The following is an 18,491-nucleotide window of genomic DNA, read 5'->3' on the forward strand; positions in this document are numbered from 1 at the left end:
GCGTCTTGGAGGGGATGGTGCCGGTGTTGACGCAGACCCCGCCCATGCACATGCGCCGATCGATAATGCCCACGCGTTTTTCGAGCTTGGCGGCGGCGATCGCCGCGCGCTGGCCGGCCGGGCCGGCGCCGATCACCAGCACATCGAAATCAAAGGGGGCGGATTCGGGATTTGGCATGGCGGGACCATCGCTGGTGAGGAGGTGGGGCGAATTGCGCGCTCGCGGCCGGCGCAGGGAAACGAAGCTTGGGGCCGCAGCGCCTTGGCGCATCTTATCCGCAAGCGTCTGACCGGCGCAAGTCCGGTTGGCGAGTTTCGGCGCGCGTCAACCGCCGCCCAGCCCGCGCAAGAGCGACCCCACCACGTACGACAGGCCCGCCGCGGCGCCCCCCACGCCCAGCGTTTCCAGCCCTGACAAGAGCCACGGTCGATTGACCACAAACCCCTTGAACGCGCCGATCAAGAAGAACGTCAGCCCGGTCAACAGCGAGCTAACGACAAAGGTGGATTGTTCCGAAGGTGTCATCAGCACGAACGGGGCCAGCGGCACGGCGCCCGCCACCAGGAACGAGGCGAACGTGGTGAGCGCCGCGCGCACCGGCGAAGGGCGCTCGAGTTGCAGGCCCATCTCTTCGGTCAGCATGGTGTCGACCCAGCGCCGCGGATCGTCGGTGATGACATCGACCACGCGCTCCAACAGCGGCCCTTCGAATCCCTTCGCGCGAAAGATCTGGCGGATCTCCTCGCGCTCCCCTTCGGGCACATGCTCGATGTGCATTTCTTCGATCCGCCGCGCGCGCTCCAGCACGTGCAGATCGGCGCGCGTGCTCAGGTAGTTGCCGGCCGCCATGCTGAAGCCGTCGGCCAACAGGTTGGCGGCGCCCAGGATGATGGCCACCGTGCCCGCAAGGTTGGCGCCGGCGGCGCCGGAGACAACGGCGAAGGTGGTCACGGTGCCATCGACGGCGCCATAGACCAGGTCGCGCAGGTAGCTATGCTCGGTGGCGGCGGACAGCCGTTCGGCGATGGCGCTGGGGGTATGCAGTTCTTCCAACTCGGAGCGCCGTCGCGACCCCAGAAGCCTGCTCAACATCGATCGACGCATGATGGCTTTCCCCGGGCAAGACTTACGCGAGTGGCAGCTTCGACGTCGCGCCGGGCAGCTCTTGCACGAGGCGCGGCACGGCATAGCCGGGCAGCCGCGCGCGCAACGCCCGGACGATGGCCCGCGCTTCGTCTGGCGGCACTTCGAATCGGGCGGCGCCAGCCACACGGTCGAGCTGATGCAAGTAGTACGGCATGACGCGCAAATCGATCAGCCGCTCGCAAAGCTCGGCCAGCACGCCGGCATCGTCGTTGACGCCGCGCAGCAGCACCGCCTGGTTGAGCACGGGCACGCCGGCGTCGATCAGCCGCGCTAGCGCGGCGGCGACATCCGCATCGATCTCCGCCGGATGGTTGGCATGCACGACCATGATGGGCGTCAATCGCGTGCCAGTGAGCCAGGCGATCAGCTCACCTTCAACCCGCTGGGGCAACACGATCGGCAGGCGGCTATGGACACGCAGGCGCCGCAACTGGGGCAACTCGGCCAACCGCTCGGCCAGATCGGCCAGCCGGTCGTCGGCGAGGGTCAACGGATCGCCGCCACTGAGGATCACCTCGCTGATCTCTGGATCTACGGCGACCGCCTCGGCGACGCGGTCTGGCAACTCGCTGGCGCTCGGCAGGCCGGCGTAGTCGAAGTTCTGCCGAAAGCAGTAGCGGCAATGGATGGCGCAGGCACCGGTGGCGACCACCAGCGCGCGCCCCTCGTACTTATGCAACAGACCGGGTGAGATGACTGCGGCCTGGTCGGCGACCGGGTCGGCCAGGAAATCGGGCTGCGGGCGATCTTCGTCGGCGGCTGGCAGGACTTGCCGCAGCAAAGGGTCGTGGGGGTCTCCCCGGCGCATACGGTTAATAAAGGGACGGGGAACCAACAGCGGAAACCGCCGTGCGGCGGCGGCGCCATAGCCGAGCAGGGCCGGATCGAGTTCGAGTTCGGCGCACAGGCTGTCGATGGTGCGAATGGCGTCGCGAAGCGCGATTTGCCACAATCTGGGGGCACGTGGCCCTGGGACAAGATGGCCTTGAGAAGCTAGAATCACCATTTTCCCACCATCGCCCCGCACGCCCATCAAGTGGCTGGACACTGGCCCCACGCCTTGCCACTTTACCGCCAAGCGACCAGCGTACTTGGCTAGCATAGCGGCGGGCGCCCTGTTAACGCCATCCGCTCTTAACCTTCGATTTTCATAGTTTTCGCAGGAATAGAATCGTGCCGACGTACAACACCAGCGATCTGAAAAAAGGCCTCAAAGTCAAACTGGATGGCGACCCCTATTTGATTGTCGAGTGCAATTTTGTGAAGCCGGGCAAAGGGCAGGCGCTTTACAAGCTGCGCATCCGTAATCTGATTCGCGGCACGGTCATCGACCGCACGCTCAAGAGCGGCGACTCGATCGAGGCGGCCGATGTCGAGGAGATCGAAGCGCAGTTTCTTTACCAGCAGCTCGACAAATATGTCTTTATGGACAGCAAGACGTATGAGCAATACGAGCTGACCAAAGATCAGTTGGACGACGCCTGGAAGTTTCTCAAGGAGTCGATGGAGTGCCGCATGGTGCTCTACAACAACAACCCGATCACCATCACACCGCCCAATCACGTGGTGCTCAAAGTCACCTACGCCGAGCCGGCCGTGCGCGGCAACACCGCCACCAACCTTTCGAAACCGGTGAAGGTGGAGACCGGCGCCGAGTTTATTGTGCCCGCCTTTGTTGAGCAGGACGAATCGATCAAGATCGACACCCGCACCGGCGAGTATCTGGAACGCGTCAAGGAGTGACGCGCTTACCCGCCCCGTTTCTTGGGGGTGAACGCCATCGAAGCTCACGCTCCAGAAACCGTGATGTTCGCACCGAGCGCTAGTTGGGCCGCGCTGCGCGCCCGCGCTGAAATGTTCGCACGCGTGCGACGGTTTTTCGACACACGTGGTTTTCTGGAAGTCGACACGCCGGCGTTGTCGGCCGACGTGGTGGTGGATCGGCATCTCGACCCCCTTGCGGTGACTGTGCCCGACGATCCTCGGCGGCCTGCCATCGGCCGCCAGTTGTGGCTGCAAACTTCGCCCGAGTTCCACATGAAGCGGCTCTTGGCCGCTGGCTCGGGACCGATCTATCAGCTTTGCCGCGTGTTTCGTGGTGGGGAGAAGGGACGCCGGCACAATCCCGAGTTCACCATGCTCGAATGGTACCAACCGGGAGCGAGCTATCGCCAAGGCATGGACCTACTGGCGGAGTTGGCCGGGGAACTGCTCGGCGGCGGCGCCACCGAGCGCATCAGTTACCGCGAGATGTTCATCGCGCATGCAGGCATCGACCCACTGCGCGCCACGTTGGATGATTTTGTCGCTTTGGTTCGGCAGCGCGGCAGTGCGCCACCCGGCAGTCTCGACGCGGAGGATCGTGACGGCTGGCTCGATTGGCTGTTGGTCGAACTGGTCGAGCCGAAACTCGCTGAACGCGGGCCGACGATCGTCTTTGACTATCCGGGTAGCCAGGCGGCGCTAGCGCAAACTCGCGTTGAGGCAGACGGCGTGATCGTCGCCGAGCGGTTTGAGTTGTATGCGCAAGGGATAGAGCTTGCCAATGGCTACCACGAACTGCTCGACGCCGACGAGTTGGCGCGGCGCAGTCAGGCCGCGAACGAGCAGCGCCGGCGCGATGGAAAGGGGGCGTTGCCGGTCGAAAGCCGGTTGCTGGCCGCGATGCGCGGCGGCCTGCCGCCGTCGGTCGGCGTGGCGCTTGGACTTGACCGGGCGCTGATGATCGCGTTGGGCGCGCGGACGGTACAGGAAGTGATGCCGTTTCCGATCGATATTGCCTGATGGGCAACGAAAAAGGGCCGCCCCTACTGGCAAGGGGCGGCCCTGTCGAAATCAAGGAGTCTGTCTGGCAAGCCAGACGCTAGTGGCTAGCTCCGGTTCTTGCGACGCCGGAACATGGCTGCAGCTAGCAGGCAGCCGAGACCAAGCATCACCACCGAAGCAGGCTCGGGGATGATGTCGAACTCGAAGCTCTGTGTCGCCGTGCCGCCGTCGCCGTCCGACACCAGCAGGTTCACCTTGTAGTGACCCGGGGTGTAGTACAGCGGGGAGGTCGGATTACTCGAGTCGTTGTCGAAGAATCCGTCGTTGTCCAGGTCCCAAGCAAAAGACAGGGTGTCCAAGCCGGGGTCGCTGGCGCTGCCGATAAACGACACAGTGGCGCCGCTCGGGCCTTGCACAAACGAATTGAAGTTGATGCTGGCGATTACCGGCGGCAAATTGAGCACGGTCAGGCTTTGCGTCAGCAAGTTCGAAAGCGCGCCGTCACTATCCTGCGCCTGACCAGTCACCGCATAGACTTGCGGAGTCGGTCCGGTTTGATAGTACGGGCCAAGGCCAACGAGATTCGACGCGCGAGTCGAACCAGGGGTGGTGTTGCCGTCGAGGCCGGCGCCGTTGCCATTCACAAAGAAGTTGACGGTGTCGGCGCCGGGATCAGTCGCCAGCACCTGTGCCGCAATCGATTGACCTTCGTTGATGGTCGTGCTGGAGAGCACCAAGCTGGTTGCGGTGGGAGCGACGTTGAGCACGGTCAGAGTGCGCAAGTCGGCGACGGCACCGCTCGAATCGCCACTCGGATTGCCGGTGCCGTACGAGGCGTTCTCCTGCCAATGCCACGAGAGGCTCTGATTGTAGGAGACGTTATAGGTGCCGTTCTGAGTGTAGGTGAGCGGACCGGTGGTGAAGCCCTGCGTGGCGCTACCGCCCCCCGCGCTGGGAGACGAACCACCTTGCACGCTGCCGGGAGCAGACACGTTCAACGTGTTGCCATTGAAAGTCCGTGTGGTCGTGCCGGCAAAGCCAGACTCGCTGGCCGGGCTGACATTGAACTGGGCCGAGGCGGTGATTGAATCACCTTCGTTGACCGTGCCCGCGGAGAGGTTGAAAAAGTCTTGCCCCACGCTTCCATCAGCGTCGGCGAAGACTGGGACTGCGGTGAACGCAGCCAAGAGAATAGCGACACCGCCTGCCAGTAGCGGTGTCTTGCGTCGTACTGACGCAAGGCAGAAACAAGTTGTCCAACTCACTAGCGACTCCTTTTACTTCCTGGGTCGAAATCGACCACGAGCCAAATGTTGTCGACCTTGGCGCAGAAACCCTTTCTGCCCGGGTTTTTGGCACGTTCAGCTAGGGTAGTAATCCTCACGGAGCTTTGTAAAGAGAAAATTCTAAAATTTGCGAATTTTCATCATCCCGGCGAGGTCGCCCCCGTTCTTTCAAGGGCGCGTAAGCCTGTCATACGAGACCAGAATCTGGCCCGGTCGCTGTCTGATATGCCTCGCACTCGAACGGGTTATCCCAATAGCCCGCCCGGCCTTGCGTCCAAAGCACCAGCGAACACGTGAGATAGGCGGGGACGAACAGGGGGCCCCAGCGCTCATACTGGCGTACATGAACCAGTTCGTGCTGGCGAGCCCCATCCAGGGTTGCCTGATCCAATCCCAGCACCACATGCCCAAGCGTCATGGCCGACGCGCCGGCCACACCGGGTACTTTGGCCAGTCCGCCTGTTACCCAGCCACCCCAGAACTCCAGGATGGGGCCTCGGCGGCGGCAGCCCCCACCGGTCGCCAGACCAGCCAGGCCCACGATTAGGCCCACGGCCGACCAGGGACTGGCCCAGAGGTAGATGAGTGTTCGGCCGCAGAGGTAGATGGTTTTGGTCATTGACTTGGGGGTAGGCAATTGGCGGAACCGAGAAAACTCGGAAAAACGTCAAAATCGGCGCAGGCTGTCGCCGATACAAGGATTATGCACGGGCCGAACCGCGCCCCAGCGCTGAATTTCAGCGCCTGCGCGGGGGCAGGGTCCGCTTGCCGGCCGACGCGCGATGATTGTCGTTTCGCCGCCGCCGGCATGACCATCACCCCTTTTCGAAATGTCCGTGGGGGACGCCATGCAAGTCAAAGTATATGTGCCGCGACTGATCGAAATCCCCAGCGAGTACTTGTCGGGCCTGGCCAAGCGGGCCAGCGACAAGCTGGGGGACCGCGCCAGGGAGGTGTGCGCAACTCGCGGACATCTGGTGCGGCAAGCGATTCGCGACGGTTTGCTGCGCGAGTTCGACGAGCTGATGGATGACAACGGCGCCGTCGACATCGTGTGCGATCCCAGCAGCGAGATTCCGCTGGAACTGGAAAACAAGACGCTCACGCTGGTCGAGTTGCTCGAGGCGCTGCAATTCAAGCGCAGCCTCAACGACATGAAGACCAACTCGCATGCGGCGTAGTCGGCTGAGGAAGCCACCCGTCGCGGCGAACGCTGTTTGACTGTCGCCGCACGGCGATTCAACGCCGTTTTCGGCGGCCATGCCGGGCGTTGAAATGGCGAGGAACTTAGTGGCATCGCTCGTTGAATGGTCCGCGCCATGGGAAATGGCCAGATCTAGCGCGCTGGCGACGAAACGCATTGGCGCCAATCGACCAACTCAGCAGTTCAAACAGGGCAAACTTGGTGGAGTTTCTTGATCGTGACCAATTTTCAATGATTTCCATGCAAGACTAGCCGATTCCCTCTTGAGGAGTAGGCCGGCCGTACGGGGGCAGTCGAGGCGGACGGGTCAGGCGTGTCCGCAGCGCTAAGTCAACTCAACACCGCGAAGACGGCAACCACGACGTCGACCACGGCCATGAAGCATACAGCGAACTCACACAGTCATCGCGAACGCCAAAGTGTTGCGCCGCCGCGGAATTTGTGTCCGCTGTGCCAGACTGCCGTCGAGCACAACGCCGACGCGCCTGGCAAATCGCTGGTTTGCCCCTCGTGTCATCTGGTGTTCGGCCGCGAAGCTCGCCCCATTTCTCCCGCACATTTAGAACCTAAACGCTCGCCGACCGTCGAGGCGCAAGCGCAGTCGTCGCGCGTCGATGATTGGATCGGGCCAGCGACGGTGGTTGCCACCGTGACCGCCGCGGCCGCGATTACTCCCAGTCCGCAGCGCCGCGGCGCGAGGTTTTCGCGCGTGACCGGCCTGGTGGCCGTCTCCCTGGTGCTGCTGACGGGGCTTTCGATTGGTTCGTTCCTGGTGGTGGGCCAACTCATCGCCGAGGTGCGTCAACTGCGCGACGCTAATCGGGTGGCCGATCAAGCGCGGCAACAGGCTATTGGCGAACGTGACGAAGCGGAGCAGCGAGTACGACTGGCGCTGGCCGATCGACTGGCCAGATCGTCGCAAGAGCTTTTGACCGAGTCGCCCAAACGCAGCGCGCTGTTGGCCAGCGAGGCCGTGACGGTCGCTCTCGTGGGCGGACAACCGCCGGCCGCCCAGGCCGAGCAGACGTTGCGCGACGCGCTTTCGACCCTCGACAGCAACGGTTTGGGCGGGCACACCGATTGCATTTCGGCGGTGGCCATCAGCGCCGATAGCCGATTGCTGGTCACGGGCAGCCACGACAATACCGCTCGGCTGTGGGACCTGTCGGCCAAATACACCGCCGCTGCCCCCTTGGTGCTAACAGGCCACGAAGGGCGCATTAGTTCGATCTGCATCAGCCACGACAATAGCTGGCTGGTCACTGGCAGCTACGATGGAACCGCGCGGGTGTGGAACCTTAAGAGCAAGGATCCCACCGCCACTCCCACGATCCTCCGTGGGCATAACGGCCGTGTCACCGCGGTGGCGATCAGCCCCGATAGCCGTTGGCTGGTCACGGCCAGCGGCGGGTTAGGTCGCAAAGACAACGAAGTGCATCTTTGGGACTTGACTTCGGATGACCCCGCCGCCAACGGTCGCCTTCTGACCGGACACGATCAGGTGGTCCTTTCATTGGCGATCAGCTCCGACAGTCGCATGCTGCTCACCGGCAGCGCCGATCGAACGGCGCGGCTGTGGGATCTGACCGCCGACGATCCCTCGCTGACCAGCATTGCGCTGACTGGCCATGGCGAATCGGTGCAGACCGTGACATTTTCGCCCGATCTGCACTGGGCGATTACGGCCAGTCTCGACAGCGTCGCGCGGGTTTGGGATTTGACGGCGCCCAACCCGGCGGAGGCAGCGGTCGAACTGCATGGGCATCGCGGTTGGATTCGCGCCTTGGCGGTCAGCCCCGACAGCCATTGGCTAGTCACCGCTGGCGAAGACAAGACGGCGCGGCTGTGGGATCTGACCTTGCCCGACCCCAACTTGCGGACGTTCACGCTGGTAGGGCACGAGGCGTCGATTCAGGCAGTGGCCATCACGCCCGATAGCCGGCGACTGGCGACAGCCAGCCTGGACAAGACGGCGCGGCTGTGGGACCTCTCCGCCCCATCAGACGAGATGCGTCCGATAGTGCTGCACGGTCACGACGGCCCGCTGCAAGCAATCGCCATTAGCGCCGACAACCATTGGCTTGTCACCGGCGGCGACGACCACCTGGCTCGAGTTTGGAACCTCAATCTCAACGAGCTGACCGACTTCGCCCGCGATTTGGCGAAGGGCGATCCGGTGATCGAAGAGTTGCGCCGCTGCTTCTTGGAGCCAGTCACCGCCAACAAGTTGCGTTGACGCGGTCTGGCAGGGCTTTATCTGGGTTCTCCGAGCGTGACCTCGAGCGTCACCTCTTTGCCAGCGCGGCGGACCACCACCGGCACTTTTTCTCCCCCTTTGTGCTTGCGCAGCGCGCTGTCGAAGTCTTCCAGGCTGCCGATCTTGCTATCGCCGACTTGAATGATGATGTCGCCGGCCAACAATCCCCCCTTTTCCGCGGGACTGCCCTTGGTGACGCCGCTGATGGCATAACCCGGATCGGCCACGCCGAACTCGGGGATGCTGCCAAAATAGGGACGATCGCCATCCCCACCGCCGCCACCGAGTTGTCCATGTCCGGCGCCGGTGGATTTGTAGTCGGGTCGTTCTTTGGCTTCGGCGAGCAGGACGGTAGTTTCGACCACCATATCAGCGATGCGCGACATCCCTTCGATGTTCAGCTTCTCGGTGTCGTCGCTGGGGCGATGATAATCGGAATGGATGCCGGTGAAGTAATGCAGCACCGGAATCTGCTTGGCGTAGAACGACGTCTGGTCGCTGGGGCCAAAGCCGGCGGGTTGTTTGCTGAGTTTGAATTGAAACTGCGCATTGGTCGCGTCGAGCAGTTTGACCAACGCATCGGAAGTGCCGGTGCCGTAGACAATGAGCTTGTCGTCGCGAAGCCTGCCCACCATGTCCATATTGAGCATGGCGATGGTGTCGGCCAGCGGGAACAATGGATGCTTGACGTAGTAGGCGCTGCCGAGCAGTCCGCGCTCTTCGCCGGTGAAGGCGATAAACAGCACGCGGCGGGGCAACTTGCCTTCGCGCTCGGCCAGGCGGCGCGCGACTTCGATCAGCGCCGCGGCGCCCGAGGCGTTGTCGTCGGCGCCGTTGTGGATATCGTCGCTGCCGGGCGCTAATGAACCGGCGCCGCCGCGTCCCAGATGGTCGTAATGGGCGCCGACCACAATCGTCTCGTTGGCCAACGGGCCTTCGCCTTCGAGCACGCCGAGCACATTCTTGACGGTCGCTTTTTCTCGCACCACGGTCACCTGCCCCTGCGCGCGCCAGCCGGCCAGCTCTTGCGTGCGCGGCTTGAAGTCGTGATCAATCTGTTTTTCCAGAGTGGCCAGATTGGTCTTGAGGGCCGCTTCGAGCGCGGCGTCGATTGGCGCACGTTGCAGGTGCAGCACCGGGAAGTCGCGTCCATCCTCCTCTCCCGAAACACGATCGAATTTGAGCAGCGCATCGGCCCGCGCCAGTTGTTCGGCTTCGCTGGGCGCCTCCCCCTCTTTTTGCTTGCGGCGGTCGGAGGCCAGTTGCTTGAGCACGCCGTGCTCGGTGGAGCAAAACAGCACCGCGGCGGCGCCATGCTCGTAGGCGTTGGAGATCTTGCGCGATAGTGGAGCGAATTGCGACGTCTTCTTCCCCTCAAAAGCGCTGTCGGGATCGTCTTGCTGCGGCTCATGGCGCAACACGATCACCGCCTTGCCGCGCACATCGAGGTCGGCATAGTCGTCGTAGCCTTCGTCCTTGGCGGTGATGCCGTAGCCGGCAAAGACCAGCGGCAGATCGAACTCGCCCGAACCACCGAGCGGGAGCGGGATGAACTGGTCGCGCAGGTCCAGGTTCACGCGTTGGCCTGCGGGGCCCACTAGCGCCAAGTGGTTGACCTCGCCCAGCCGGGCGCCGACGTTCAACTCGAACTTTTGGAACGGCGTGCCGTTGTAGAGATCGATCTTGAGGCCAATCTCGCGAAACTGAGCAGCGATGTAGTCGGCAGCGCGATCGAGGCCGGCCAGTCCCACACCGCGCCCCTCTAGCTCGTCGGCGGCCAGCAATTGCACGGCGCTGGACAATCGCGCCTCGGCGGCGGCATGCCGTTCCGCGGCGCAAACAGCGGATGCCGTCAGAATCGCCGCGACCAGTACAGAGAGGGAAAGCATCGATCGCAAGGTGATCTTGTGCAGGGTCACTGTTGAGATTCCCGTAGGGTGCAACGAAATGAGTTCTGCGCGCCGCCGAACAGGTGATCTTATGATCTTACGCGCCAGCACGGCAGCTAAGTAAAGTTTACCGAAATTACCGCTGGCCGATATTGCCGAGCGCTGCCGGAATGGCCAGGGCGGCTGCCTGGACTCTACCAAGCGCGTCACCGCGGTCGTAAAATCGAAACGCTCCTGGCGAAAGCGGCCTTGCCGCCCGCGTTTTGGTCGCGGGGGCGAGCGACAGCGACTGGCGAGTCAATGCGCCGCGCGCCCGGCAAGCGGGAGTGGACGCGTGCCGAGCCTATTTGTCATTCGCGGCAACGATCAAGGGCTTCGCTTCGAGCTCGAAGACGCGGTCGTTTCGATCGGTCGCGACGCCTCGAACGGAGTGCAACTGCACGACACCGAAGTGTCGCGCCGGCACGCCGAACTGCGCCGCAGCGCCGACGGCCTGATGCTGGCCGACCTGTCGAGCTCCAACGGCACCTTCGTCAACGGCCACCGCGTGCAGCAGCATCGGCTGGAGACGGGAGATCAGATTCAACTCGGCGGGTCGCTGCTGCTTTTTACCGCCACCACCAACGAGCCATTTGACGCCGCCGGGAGCATCGACATTGTGGGAGGGCGCCAGTCGGGGGACAGTTCGCGCATTGTCCGCTCGATGACACAGGAAGAAGGGAGCCAGATTTTCGACACTCGCGCCGGCGAGAGCCCCTGGCTGGCACGAGCGCGTGGCAACCTGCAGATTATGTACCGCACCGCGCTGGCGGTGAGCCATACACTGGACATCGACGAGTTGCTCAGCCGCATCATGCAGCTCATCTTTGACTGGGTGGAGTGCGACCGCGGCTGCATCATGCTGATCGACCCGGCCACGGAGAAGCTGGCGCCGAAGGTGCGCCGCGATCGCCACAATGGCAGCGCCGAGGACAAACTGACCATCAGCCAAACGATACTCGACTATGTGCTGGAGCATAGCGAAGGGGTGCTCACCAGCAACGCCCGCGAGGACAACCGCTGGGACCCGGCGCAGAGCATTGTGCAACTAGGGATTCGCGAAGCGATCTGCGTGCCGATGCGGGGCCGCTACGACGTGGTGGGCATCATCTACATCGACACCTCCACCCCGCCCGACCAGGCGCTGCGCAGCGGCGGCCGGCCCGCCAATCGGTTTGGCGACGATCACCTCAAGTTGATGATCGCCATCGCGCATCAGGCGGCGCTAGCGGTGGAAGACACGCGCTACTACTCTGCCATGGTGCAGGCCGAGCGCTTGGCCGCGATTGGCCAAACCATCGCCATGCTGTCGCACCACATCAAGAACGTGCTGCAAGGCATTCGCGGCGGCAGTTACCTCATTGAGACTGGGCTGGCGGACCATAACGAAACGCTGATCCAAAAAGGTTGGGGCATCGTCGAGCGCAATCAAGGCAAGATTTCGACCCTGATGATGGACATGCTCACCTTCAGCAAGGAGCGCGAGCCCGAACTGGGGCCCGCCGATCTGAATGAGGTGACCCGCGACGTGATTGAGTTGATGCAGGGACGCGCCGGCGATTTTGGCGTTGAGTTGGTCTACCGCCCGGGCAGCGACCTGCCCACGCTGCACTTTGACCGCGAGGGGTTGCACCGCGCGATCCTGAACGTGGTGACCAACGCGATCGACGCCTGTGACCACGGCGAGAGAGAGGACGCGCCGGCGGGGCGCGTCGAGGTGCAAACAAGTTGGTCGCCCGCCGAGCAGACGGCGCGGATCGTCGTTCGCGACAACGGCACCGGGATCGCGGCCGAAGACATCGAAAAGATCTTCGCGCTCTTCGTTTCGCACAAAGGGGGGCGCGGCACCGGGCTGGGGTTGCCGGTTAGCGCCAAGATCCTCAAGGAGCACGGCGGACGCATTGGGGTCGAGAGCCAGCTTGGCGCGGGGAGCGTCTTCACGCTCGAGTTCCCATCGGCGCCGGCGCCCGCTGAGGCCGACGACGCCTCGCTAGGCACAACCGCATTTACGCGACCTTGACGACTACAACTTGAAGTTGAACGTCTGAGCCAGGTAGCGCCACGCCTGCTGGCCCAGCGTTTGCCGGCCGGCGTAAATCTTCGCCCGACCGCGAAGGCCATTGAACAAGAGGGCATCGGGATCGTTGAGCAGCACGCGCACCTGATACGAGGGGCTGATTGGCTCCTCTTCTCCCTGGGCGTTGGTTTCGGTGGCCACCTCGCCGCCGAATTTGTTCGACATGCCTTTGGACGTTTGCCGCAACTTGGTGTTCGCGATCTCCTCGACCTGACCGTCCAAGAACTCGCCCGGCCGCGCGTCGAGCACCATCTGCACGCGCTGCCCCCGTTTGACGAAACCAGTGTCGGCTTGGTCGATCACCAGCACCGCCTGCATCCGCGCGGGGTCGCCGATCTGGCAGAACATGGTTCCCACTTCCAGCGTGCAGCCCAGATTCGAGCGGTCCAACGGCGTGCCCGACCAACTCGGCAGTTCGTCGGCGTCGGCGGCGGGCTCGGCGACTTCGGGCGGCGGCAGGATTGTGCCGGCCACCGGCGCCACCAGTTCGAGCCGTTCCACCTCTTCGCGTTTTTCGATGAGTTGCTTGCGCACCGACTTGAGGCTCTCTTGCACTTCGTTCTCGCGCAATAGCGCCGAGGGATCGTCGATGGCGCGGTCGCGCAGGGCCGCGGCCTGCTTCAGGTACTGCTGCTCCTGTCCGACAAGCGTGGCGACCGTCAGCCGTGCCTCGCTGTTTTTGAGCCGCGCCAAGGGGGCGCCCGCCTCGACGCGATCGCCGCGCGACACCCAGCGCTCTTCGAGCTGCCCCGGCACTTCGACATACACCGACGCGGCGCGATACGGCTGCACCTCCAGCGGGCAGTAGATGCGATACGGCAACGGCAAGAACAAGACCACCGCCAGCAGCAGCCCCACCACCGCCAGCGAGCCGTAGAACCGAGGCTTCTTCACTTTGTCGAGCCTCCCAGGAACATAGAAGAATTTGCCGAGCTTCCAGAGCGGCATCGCCACCAGTCCGTACACCGAGGCCAGCGCGATCATTTGGCCGATGATTTCCAGGCGATACGGTTCCCACATCTTGTAGAGAAACCACAAGATCGAGAACACCACCACCCAGCGATAGACGGCGGCGGCCACGCTGTACACCGCGAACATCCACTGATTGCGCTGCGGCAAAAAGGGATCGTAGGGCGGCTCCAGGCCCAGGCACCACTCGCCCAGCTTGCGGTTGAGAATGTCGCTGGCCTTTTGCCGCAGATTGGGAATCTCGGCGATGTCCGACAGGATGTAATAACCGTCGTAGCGCAAGAGCGGGTTGCCATTGAAGAGCAGCGTGCTCACTGAGCACACAAACATGGTGCTCAGCGCCAAGTTGTGCAGCAACCCCGGCTCGGTGAACCACCAGACAAAGGTGCAGATCGAGGCGATGATCACCTCGACGTACATCCCCGCCGCGCCGATGATGGCGCGATGCCACTTGTTGGGCAGCATCCAGGAGTCGGACACATTGCAGTACAGACATGGGGTGAGGACGAGGATCATCGCCCCGAGTTCGTGGCACTCGCCGCCAAAGTATTTGCACGAATAGCCGTGACCAAATTCGTGCAGCACCTTGGTCACCGCCAGCGCGACGCCCAGCCAGATGGCGTTCGCCGGCGTGAAGAAGTCGTGAAACGTCGGCAGTTTGGCCCGAAAGACGTCGAACTCCACCGCCACCGGCGCCAACGCCGACAGCCCCAACAAGAGGCTGAGCGTCACCGCCACCGGGCTGAACATCCAGCGGACCAGCGGCAGCGTGCGCGTCAGAAAGCGATCGGGATCGATTCCCTTGAAGCGAATCGACAGGATGTTGGTCAGCGCGGCGAAGAGCTCTTTGCGGCGGCGCTCGTCGCGGCGCTTTTTGAGCTGATGCCCCTGGCCCGCCACGTCGGCCACCAAGAGGCCGCTGCGATGCAGTGTGCCGATGAAGTGTTGCAGTTCCTCGACTGTGATCTTTTCGGGCGGGAACTGCTTTTCAAATTCTTCCTTGATCTGATCGAGCGACAGACTGCCGTCCAGCATTTGCAGGATGGCGAACTCCTGCTCCTGAAAGCGAAAGTAGTTGAGCCCGACTGGCTCCTTGACCACCCAGTAGCTGCGCCCTTGATAGCGGTGCAGGCGCGCGGCAAGATCGGGCCGGCGGCGCAGGTTGAGCCGCCGCGCGGAACTGGACACCAGGGATTCATCGAGCGTGGCCATCTAGCGGTGTGTCACTGGGTCGATCCCGTTGGGCCTGTCGAGCGCCAGTCAGGCGGTGGTCGCGTGGTCGACGATTAGCGTTTTTGTCGCACGGCGCGCGGCGCAGCCGGATTGGCCTGGCGCGTGCTGACTTTCACGGGGGCGGCCGTGGCCGGCGGCTCCTCACGCGGACTGAGTCGTTTGGGCTGCGGCGGCGCGGGGGGCTCTTCGGCCGTGCTGAGCTTTGGTCCGGTGGCGGGTGGCGGCGCAAGCATTGCTTCGGCTTGTTCGAGTCGCTGCGTCAGATCGAGCACCAGCGTTCCTTCGAGCCCGGGCTGCAATACCCACTCGTTGTCTTGTTTCTGATTGACCACTTCGGCATACACGCGAAACTTGTTGGCGCCCGGCTCGATGCTCGGATTGACGAAGGTGATGCGCCCCTCGAATGTGGCGGGGCGTCCGCCCGCCAGTTGCACGTGGAGTTGCACGGGCCGCGCGTGCAGATCGGCGGCCGTGTATTGTTGCGCGTCGACAAAGGCGACCACGCGCAGCCGATCGAGCCGGATGATGTGCAGCACCGGATCGCCGGGATTGACCCACTCTCCCTCGTGGACCATCATCTCCACGACTCGGCCATCGACCGGCGCGGTGATCTGGCGGCGCTGAATGGCGATGTCCGTGGCGCTGACTTTTTCGCTCGCGCCCTTGGCCTTGGCATAGGCCAGTTTGCGATTCACGGTGGCCTGGTACTCCTGCTCTTCAGCGCGTTTCCACTCGAACTGCTTCATCCGGAGTTCGGCCTGCGATTTGGCGCCAGCCACCATCTTGTTCGCCTCGTAAATCTGATCGTAGGCGGCCTTCGTCACGCCGACCGACATCTTGGCGACGCGCTCCTCGGCGTCGCTGCTGGCTTCGATGGTTGCCGCTTCTGCTTCGACCTCGGCCAGCTTCTTGTCGCTCAGCGCCTGGCGATCGTCGATCTGCGCCAGCAATGCCCCCTTCTTTACTTCGTCCCCTTCTTTGGCGATGACCGCCAGCAATTGACCCGCCTCTTGCGCCGGCACCTTGGCCTCGTCCTTCACGGTGACCAGGCAGTTGCTGAGCGTGGCCGTGCTGGCCGGCGCCGGTTGCGCCGCATCCTGGCCGTGCGCCAACACCGCCAACAGGCACGCCGCCGAGAGCGAAACGAACAACGTTTTTGACATGACGATCCTCCGGCAGCACTAGCTCTTAAAGGCGGAACAAGATCTTGGCGTTGACCCAATCGATCAGATCATGAAACCAGACATAGCCGATCGCGCGGCGCCCACAATACACGCGCGCCGTCACCGTGGCGCCGGGGCGCAGATCTTCCAACTCGTGTTTGTTGATCGCCACCCGCAGCAATACGGTATTTTGATTCTCGTCGCGGATCTCGGCGCTTTTGTGGACTTCGGTCACCGTGCCTTGGCGCGTGGTGTCGGGGTCGGTCGCCAGGATGTAGGCCACCTGCAAGGGGTCGCCCAACTGACGCCGCGCGCTGGCGATGTGCCCCATGCGGTCCTCGGGCATCTGCACTTCCAGTTCCCACTCGCCGCTGGGATCGGCCACCTGCATCATCACCTGGCCGCGATTGATATGCCGGCCTTCGAGGCGTTTGCGCAAGTCCCAAGTGATTACCTGTCCGGTGATCGGGCTGTGCACCTTGAGCTCTTCCATCTGCTCATCGAGAATCGCCAACTGCTGGCGCAGGCTCTTCAGGTTCTCTTCCTCGGCGCTCAAGTCGCCCGCGAACTGCGTTTTTTGCTCACGGGTCAGGTTGCCGGTCAAGAGCAGCGTCTTGAGCGACTTGACCTTCTGTTCCGAGGTTTGAATGTCGCCAGTCACCTTTTTCAGGTTCACGCTCAGAGCCGAGTTGCGTAGTTCGGCCACCACCTGGTCTTGCTCGACGGTGGCGCCGTGCTCGACGGGCAGCTTGATTACGGTCCCTTCTTCGCCGGCAAAGACGTCGCGGCGATTTACGGGCAGCAGCGTACCTTTACCCTCCAGCTCAAAATCGGCAGGCACGAGGAACGCCGCCGCCAGCAGGCAGCCCACGACCAGCGCGATGGCCATTGTTTTTGGCAAGGTGCGCGCCGATACGATCCACTTGGCCTTGCCCAGCGCCCGCCAGACCGGCATTAAGAAGAGATCGCTATGGTCCAGCGCGTTGGAAAGCGCCGTGGCGCTGTGCAGCGCGACCACGTCGATCCGCTGCTGCATGCCGTCGCGCGGACGGGCGTTCTCGATCTGTTCGACGATCAAGGCGCCGATGGGCTCGACGCGCCCCTGCCGATCTTCGTCGGCATCATCCGGCGTTCGCGCGAGCGGCAGCACCGCCACGGTCTTGGAGTGCGAGTCGTCGACATACGCCTGCACCGCCTCTTCGACCTGTGGCGGCATGTCGCTGGTGTCCCCCGTGTACCACATGGGCTCGCCCGTCCGCACCACGGCGGTCGACAAGCGATTGAGCAGCGTCACGGTGTTCGAGCGTTTGTCAAAGGTGTCTTGACCGCTGATCGCTTGCACCACGCATTTGCGTCCGCGGCGAATCGCAACGCTCACGCGATCGCACTCGATCAACCGCCGCGCCTCGTTGGCGATGGTGAACGCCGTTTCGCCCGAGTCGAGGCTGGAATGGACCATGCGGGCAAACGTTTCAAGCTGGCCCCACAGGGCTTGGCGATCGGTGAACTGGCGAAGCTGGCGTGTTTTCAGAAAATCGCCGGCCAGATCGCACATCTCGGTCAGGAAGCGCAGATAGCCGCGCTGCGTGCCCAAGGGCGCGCCGGGACGCTGAAAGATTTCGACCACGCCCCGCGTCTCTTGATCGGCCTTGAGCGGCGCCAGCACCAAGAGAAAGTCGGTGGGGTTGCCCGCCTCGCGATCATCTCCCGCGCCGGAGTGAGGAGCGACGATCATTCCCTCGCCGCGCAGCACCTGATGGAGCACGCGGCCGTGCCGCGCTTGCGCGGCTTGGTCGCCCAAGAGACCCGTGCTCTGCAAGTTGATTTGATATACCAGTTCCAGGCCGCGGCCATCGCTAGTGGTCCACACCGCGCCGCCATGCGCCGCCAGCGCTTGCACCACGCGATTCAAGAACTCGGTGTGGAACGCCAACGGCTCCAAACCGGCCTTGGTCAGGCGCGAAATCTCCTCAACCAGGCCGCGGATCTGTTGCCGCGTCTGCTCGATCAGCTTTGGATCGACCGCTTCGGTGCTCATGCGCTCATTGTTCGCCTGGCCGCGATGCCGGGCCGGCGGCCTGCGGCCAACGGCCCGAGTGTCAAGCTATTCGGTATTGGTAGTCGCGTCCACCAGCGATGAGTTTTCGCTTCGGATGCGACCTCCCCAAGGTATCGATTGCGCGGTCCACGAGTCCGCGGCACTGATTAGATAACCCATTTCAACTATACGGGCGGCCGGGCGCCTTGGTAGCCATGCTGGCGCGACAAAGTCCGCCCATCCGTCAAAGTCACTATCGGCCAGAGTCCTTGCGGCAGTCGAACTCGATTCTTTACAACGAGCGAAATACGTGCTGGGATGACCGCAGGTGATTACGCTGCTTGGGTTTGTCAGGCGCCGGAGTTTTGTGCCAACGACCCTGGCGAGCCTCACCCGGCCCTTTCCCAATTTACGCACACTTCG

General features: G+C 63.2%; 14 protein-coding genes. 5 read left to right on the top strand and 9 right to left on the bottom strand.

Annotated features, from left to right (window positions below; genetic code table 11):
- The 3 genes from K1X71_02990 to epmB form a co-directional block, all read right to left on the bottom strand.
- Positions 1 to 271, bottom strand: a 271-nt coding sequence (locus K1X71_02990) for an FAD-dependent oxidoreductase (protein ID MBX7072089.1), incomplete at its 3' end; no start/stop codon positions are given.
- A gap of 54 nt (positions 272 to 325) precedes the next feature.
- Positions 326 to 1,105 carry a VIT1/CCC1 transporter family protein gene (locus K1X71_02995; GenBank protein ID MBX7072090.1) on the bottom strand — a complete coding sequence of 260 codons (780 nt, stop codon included), beginning with the start codon at positions 1,103 to 1,105 and terminating at the stop codon, positions 326 to 328.
- Positions 1,106 to 1,127: 22 nt separating this feature from the next.
- The gene (epmB, locus tag K1X71_03000; protein MBX7072091.1) at positions 1,128 to 2,153 is read right to left on the bottom strand and encodes an EF-P beta-lysylation protein EpmB; all 1,026 of its coding nucleotides are present in this window, start codon (positions 2,151 to 2,153) and stop codon (positions 1,128 to 1,130) included.
- A 167-nt stretch (positions 2,154 to 2,320) separates the two neighbouring features.
- Between epmB and efp the strand changes: the two genes are divergently transcribed.
- Together efp and genX are read left to right on the top strand one after the other, a co-directional pair.
- The gene (gene efp / locus K1X71_03005; GenBank protein MBX7072092.1) at positions 2,321 to 2,890 is read left to right on the top strand and encodes an elongation factor P; all 570 of its coding nucleotides are present in this window, start codon (positions 2,321 to 2,323) and stop codon (positions 2,888 to 2,890) included.
- 63 nt (positions 2,891 to 2,953) lie between these two features.
- Positions 2,954 to 3,931 (top strand): EF-P lysine aminoacylase GenX, encoded by a 978-nt coding sequence (gene genX / locus K1X71_03010; protein ID MBX7072093.1) that lies wholly within the window; start codon positions 2,954 to 2,956, stop codon positions 3,929 to 3,931.
- 86 nt (positions 3,932 to 4,017) lie between these two features.
- Here the strand turns inward: genX and K1X71_03015 are convergent, their stop codons facing one another.
- Entirely contained in the window at positions 4,018 to 5,178 is a 1,161-nt protein-coding gene (locus K1X71_03015) for a PEP-CTERM sorting domain-containing protein (GenBank protein ID MBX7072094.1), read from the bottom strand.
- Between the two features lie 208 nt (positions 5,179 to 5,386).
- Positions 5,387 to 5,818, bottom strand: coding sequence for a DUF4157 domain-containing protein (locus K1X71_03020; protein ID MBX7072095.1), 432 nt, complete (start codon positions 5,816 to 5,818; stop codon positions 5,387 to 5,389).
- A gap of 229 nt (positions 5,819 to 6,047) precedes the next feature.
- On the opposite strand from K1X71_03020, the gene K1X71_03025 reads away from it, so the two are divergent.
- Together K1X71_03025 and K1X71_03030 are read left to right on the top strand one after the other, a co-directional pair.
- The gene (locus K1X71_03025) at positions 6,048 to 6,380 is read left to right on the top strand and encodes a hypothetical protein (GenBank protein ID MBX7072096.1); all 333 of its coding nucleotides are present in this window, start codon (positions 6,048 to 6,050) and stop codon (positions 6,378 to 6,380) included.
- 399 nt (positions 6,381 to 6,779) lie between these two features.
- A complete protein-coding gene (locus K1X71_03030; GenBank protein ID MBX7072097.1) occupies positions 6,780 to 8,639 on the top strand; it encodes a WD40 repeat domain-containing protein in 1,860 nt (619 codons plus the stop codon).
- A 17-nt stretch (positions 8,640 to 8,656) separates the two neighbouring features.
- Here the strand turns inward: K1X71_03030 and K1X71_03035 are convergent, their stop codons facing one another.
- The gene (locus tag K1X71_03035) at positions 8,657 to 10,579 is read right to left on the bottom strand and encodes a M20/M25/M40 family metallo-hydrolase (protein ID MBX7072098.1); all 1,923 of its coding nucleotides are present in this window, start codon (positions 10,577 to 10,579) and stop codon (positions 8,657 to 8,659) included.
- A 304-nt stretch (positions 10,580 to 10,883) separates the two neighbouring features.
- Here K1X71_03035 and K1X71_03040 point away from each other — a divergent pair, with 304 nt between their 5' ends.
- On the top strand, positions 10,884 to 12,608 hold the full coding sequence (locus K1X71_03040; GenBank protein ID MBX7072099.1) for an FHA domain-containing protein: 1,725 nt from the start codon (positions 10,884 to 10,886) through the stop codon (positions 12,606 to 12,608).
- 3 nt (positions 12,609 to 12,611) lie between these two features.
- On the opposite strand, the gene K1X71_03045 is transcribed toward K1X71_03040, so the two are convergent.
- The 3 genes from K1X71_03045 to K1X71_03055 form a co-directional block, all read right to left on the bottom strand.
- The gene (locus tag K1X71_03045; protein MBX7072100.1) at positions 12,612 to 14,846 is read right to left on the bottom strand and encodes an HlyD family efflux transporter periplasmic adaptor subunit; all 2,235 of its coding nucleotides are present in this window, start codon (positions 14,844 to 14,846) and stop codon (positions 12,612 to 12,614) included.
- A 74-nt stretch (positions 14,847 to 14,920) separates the two neighbouring features.
- Entirely contained in the window at positions 14,921 to 16,030 is a 1,110-nt protein-coding gene (locus K1X71_03050) for an HlyD family efflux transporter periplasmic adaptor subunit (GenBank protein ID MBX7072101.1), read from the bottom strand.
- Positions 16,031 to 16,055: 25 nt separating this feature from the next.
- Positions 16,056 to 18,068 carry an efflux RND transporter periplasmic adaptor subunit gene (locus K1X71_03055; protein MBX7072102.1) on the bottom strand — a complete coding sequence of 671 codons (2,013 nt, stop codon included), beginning with the start codon at positions 18,066 to 18,068 and terminating at the stop codon, positions 16,056 to 16,058.
- Positions 18,069 to 18,491: the final 423 nt, after the last annotated feature.

Source organism: Pirellulales bacterium, assembly GCA_019694455.1.
Lineage (GTDB): Bacteria > Planctomycetota > Planctomycetia > Pirellulales > JAEUIK01 > JAIBBY01.

Excerpts from the sequence above, each read along its gene's own strand:
- K1X71_02995 (MBX7072090.1), bottom strand. The coding sequence starts at position 1,105 with ATGCGTCGATCGATGTTGAGCAGGCTTCTGGGGTCGCGACGGCGCTCC.
- epmB (MBX7072091.1), bottom strand. The coding sequence starts at position 2,153 with ATGGTGATTCTAGCTTCTCAAGGCCATCTTGTCCCAGGGCCACGTGCC.
- genX (MBX7072093.1), top strand. The coding sequence starts at position 2,954 with ATGTTCGCACCGAGCGCTAGTTGGGCCGCGCTGCGCGCCCGCGCTGAA.
- K1X71_03020 (MBX7072095.1), bottom strand. The coding sequence starts at position 5,818 with ATGACCAAAACCATCTACCTCTGCGGCCGAACACTCATCTACCTCTGG.
- K1X71_03025 (MBX7072096.1), top strand. The coding sequence starts at position 6,048 with ATGCAAGTCAAAGTATATGTGCCGCGACTGATCGAAATCCCCAGCGAG.
- K1X71_03030 (MBX7072097.1), top strand. The coding sequence starts at position 6,780 with ATGAAGCATACAGCGAACTCACACAGTCATCGCGAACGCCAAAGTGTT.
- K1X71_03045 (MBX7072100.1), bottom strand. The coding sequence starts at position 14,846 with ATGGCCACGCTCGATGAATCCCTGGTGTCCAGTTCCGCGCGGCGGCTC.
- K1X71_03050 (MBX7072101.1), bottom strand. The coding sequence starts at position 16,030 with ATGTCAAAAACGTTGTTCGTTTCGCTCTCGGCGGCGTGCCTGTTGGCG.
- K1X71_03055 (MBX7072102.1), bottom strand. The coding sequence starts at position 18,068 with ATGAGCACCGAAGCGGTCGATCCAAAGCTGATCGAGCAGACGCGGCAA.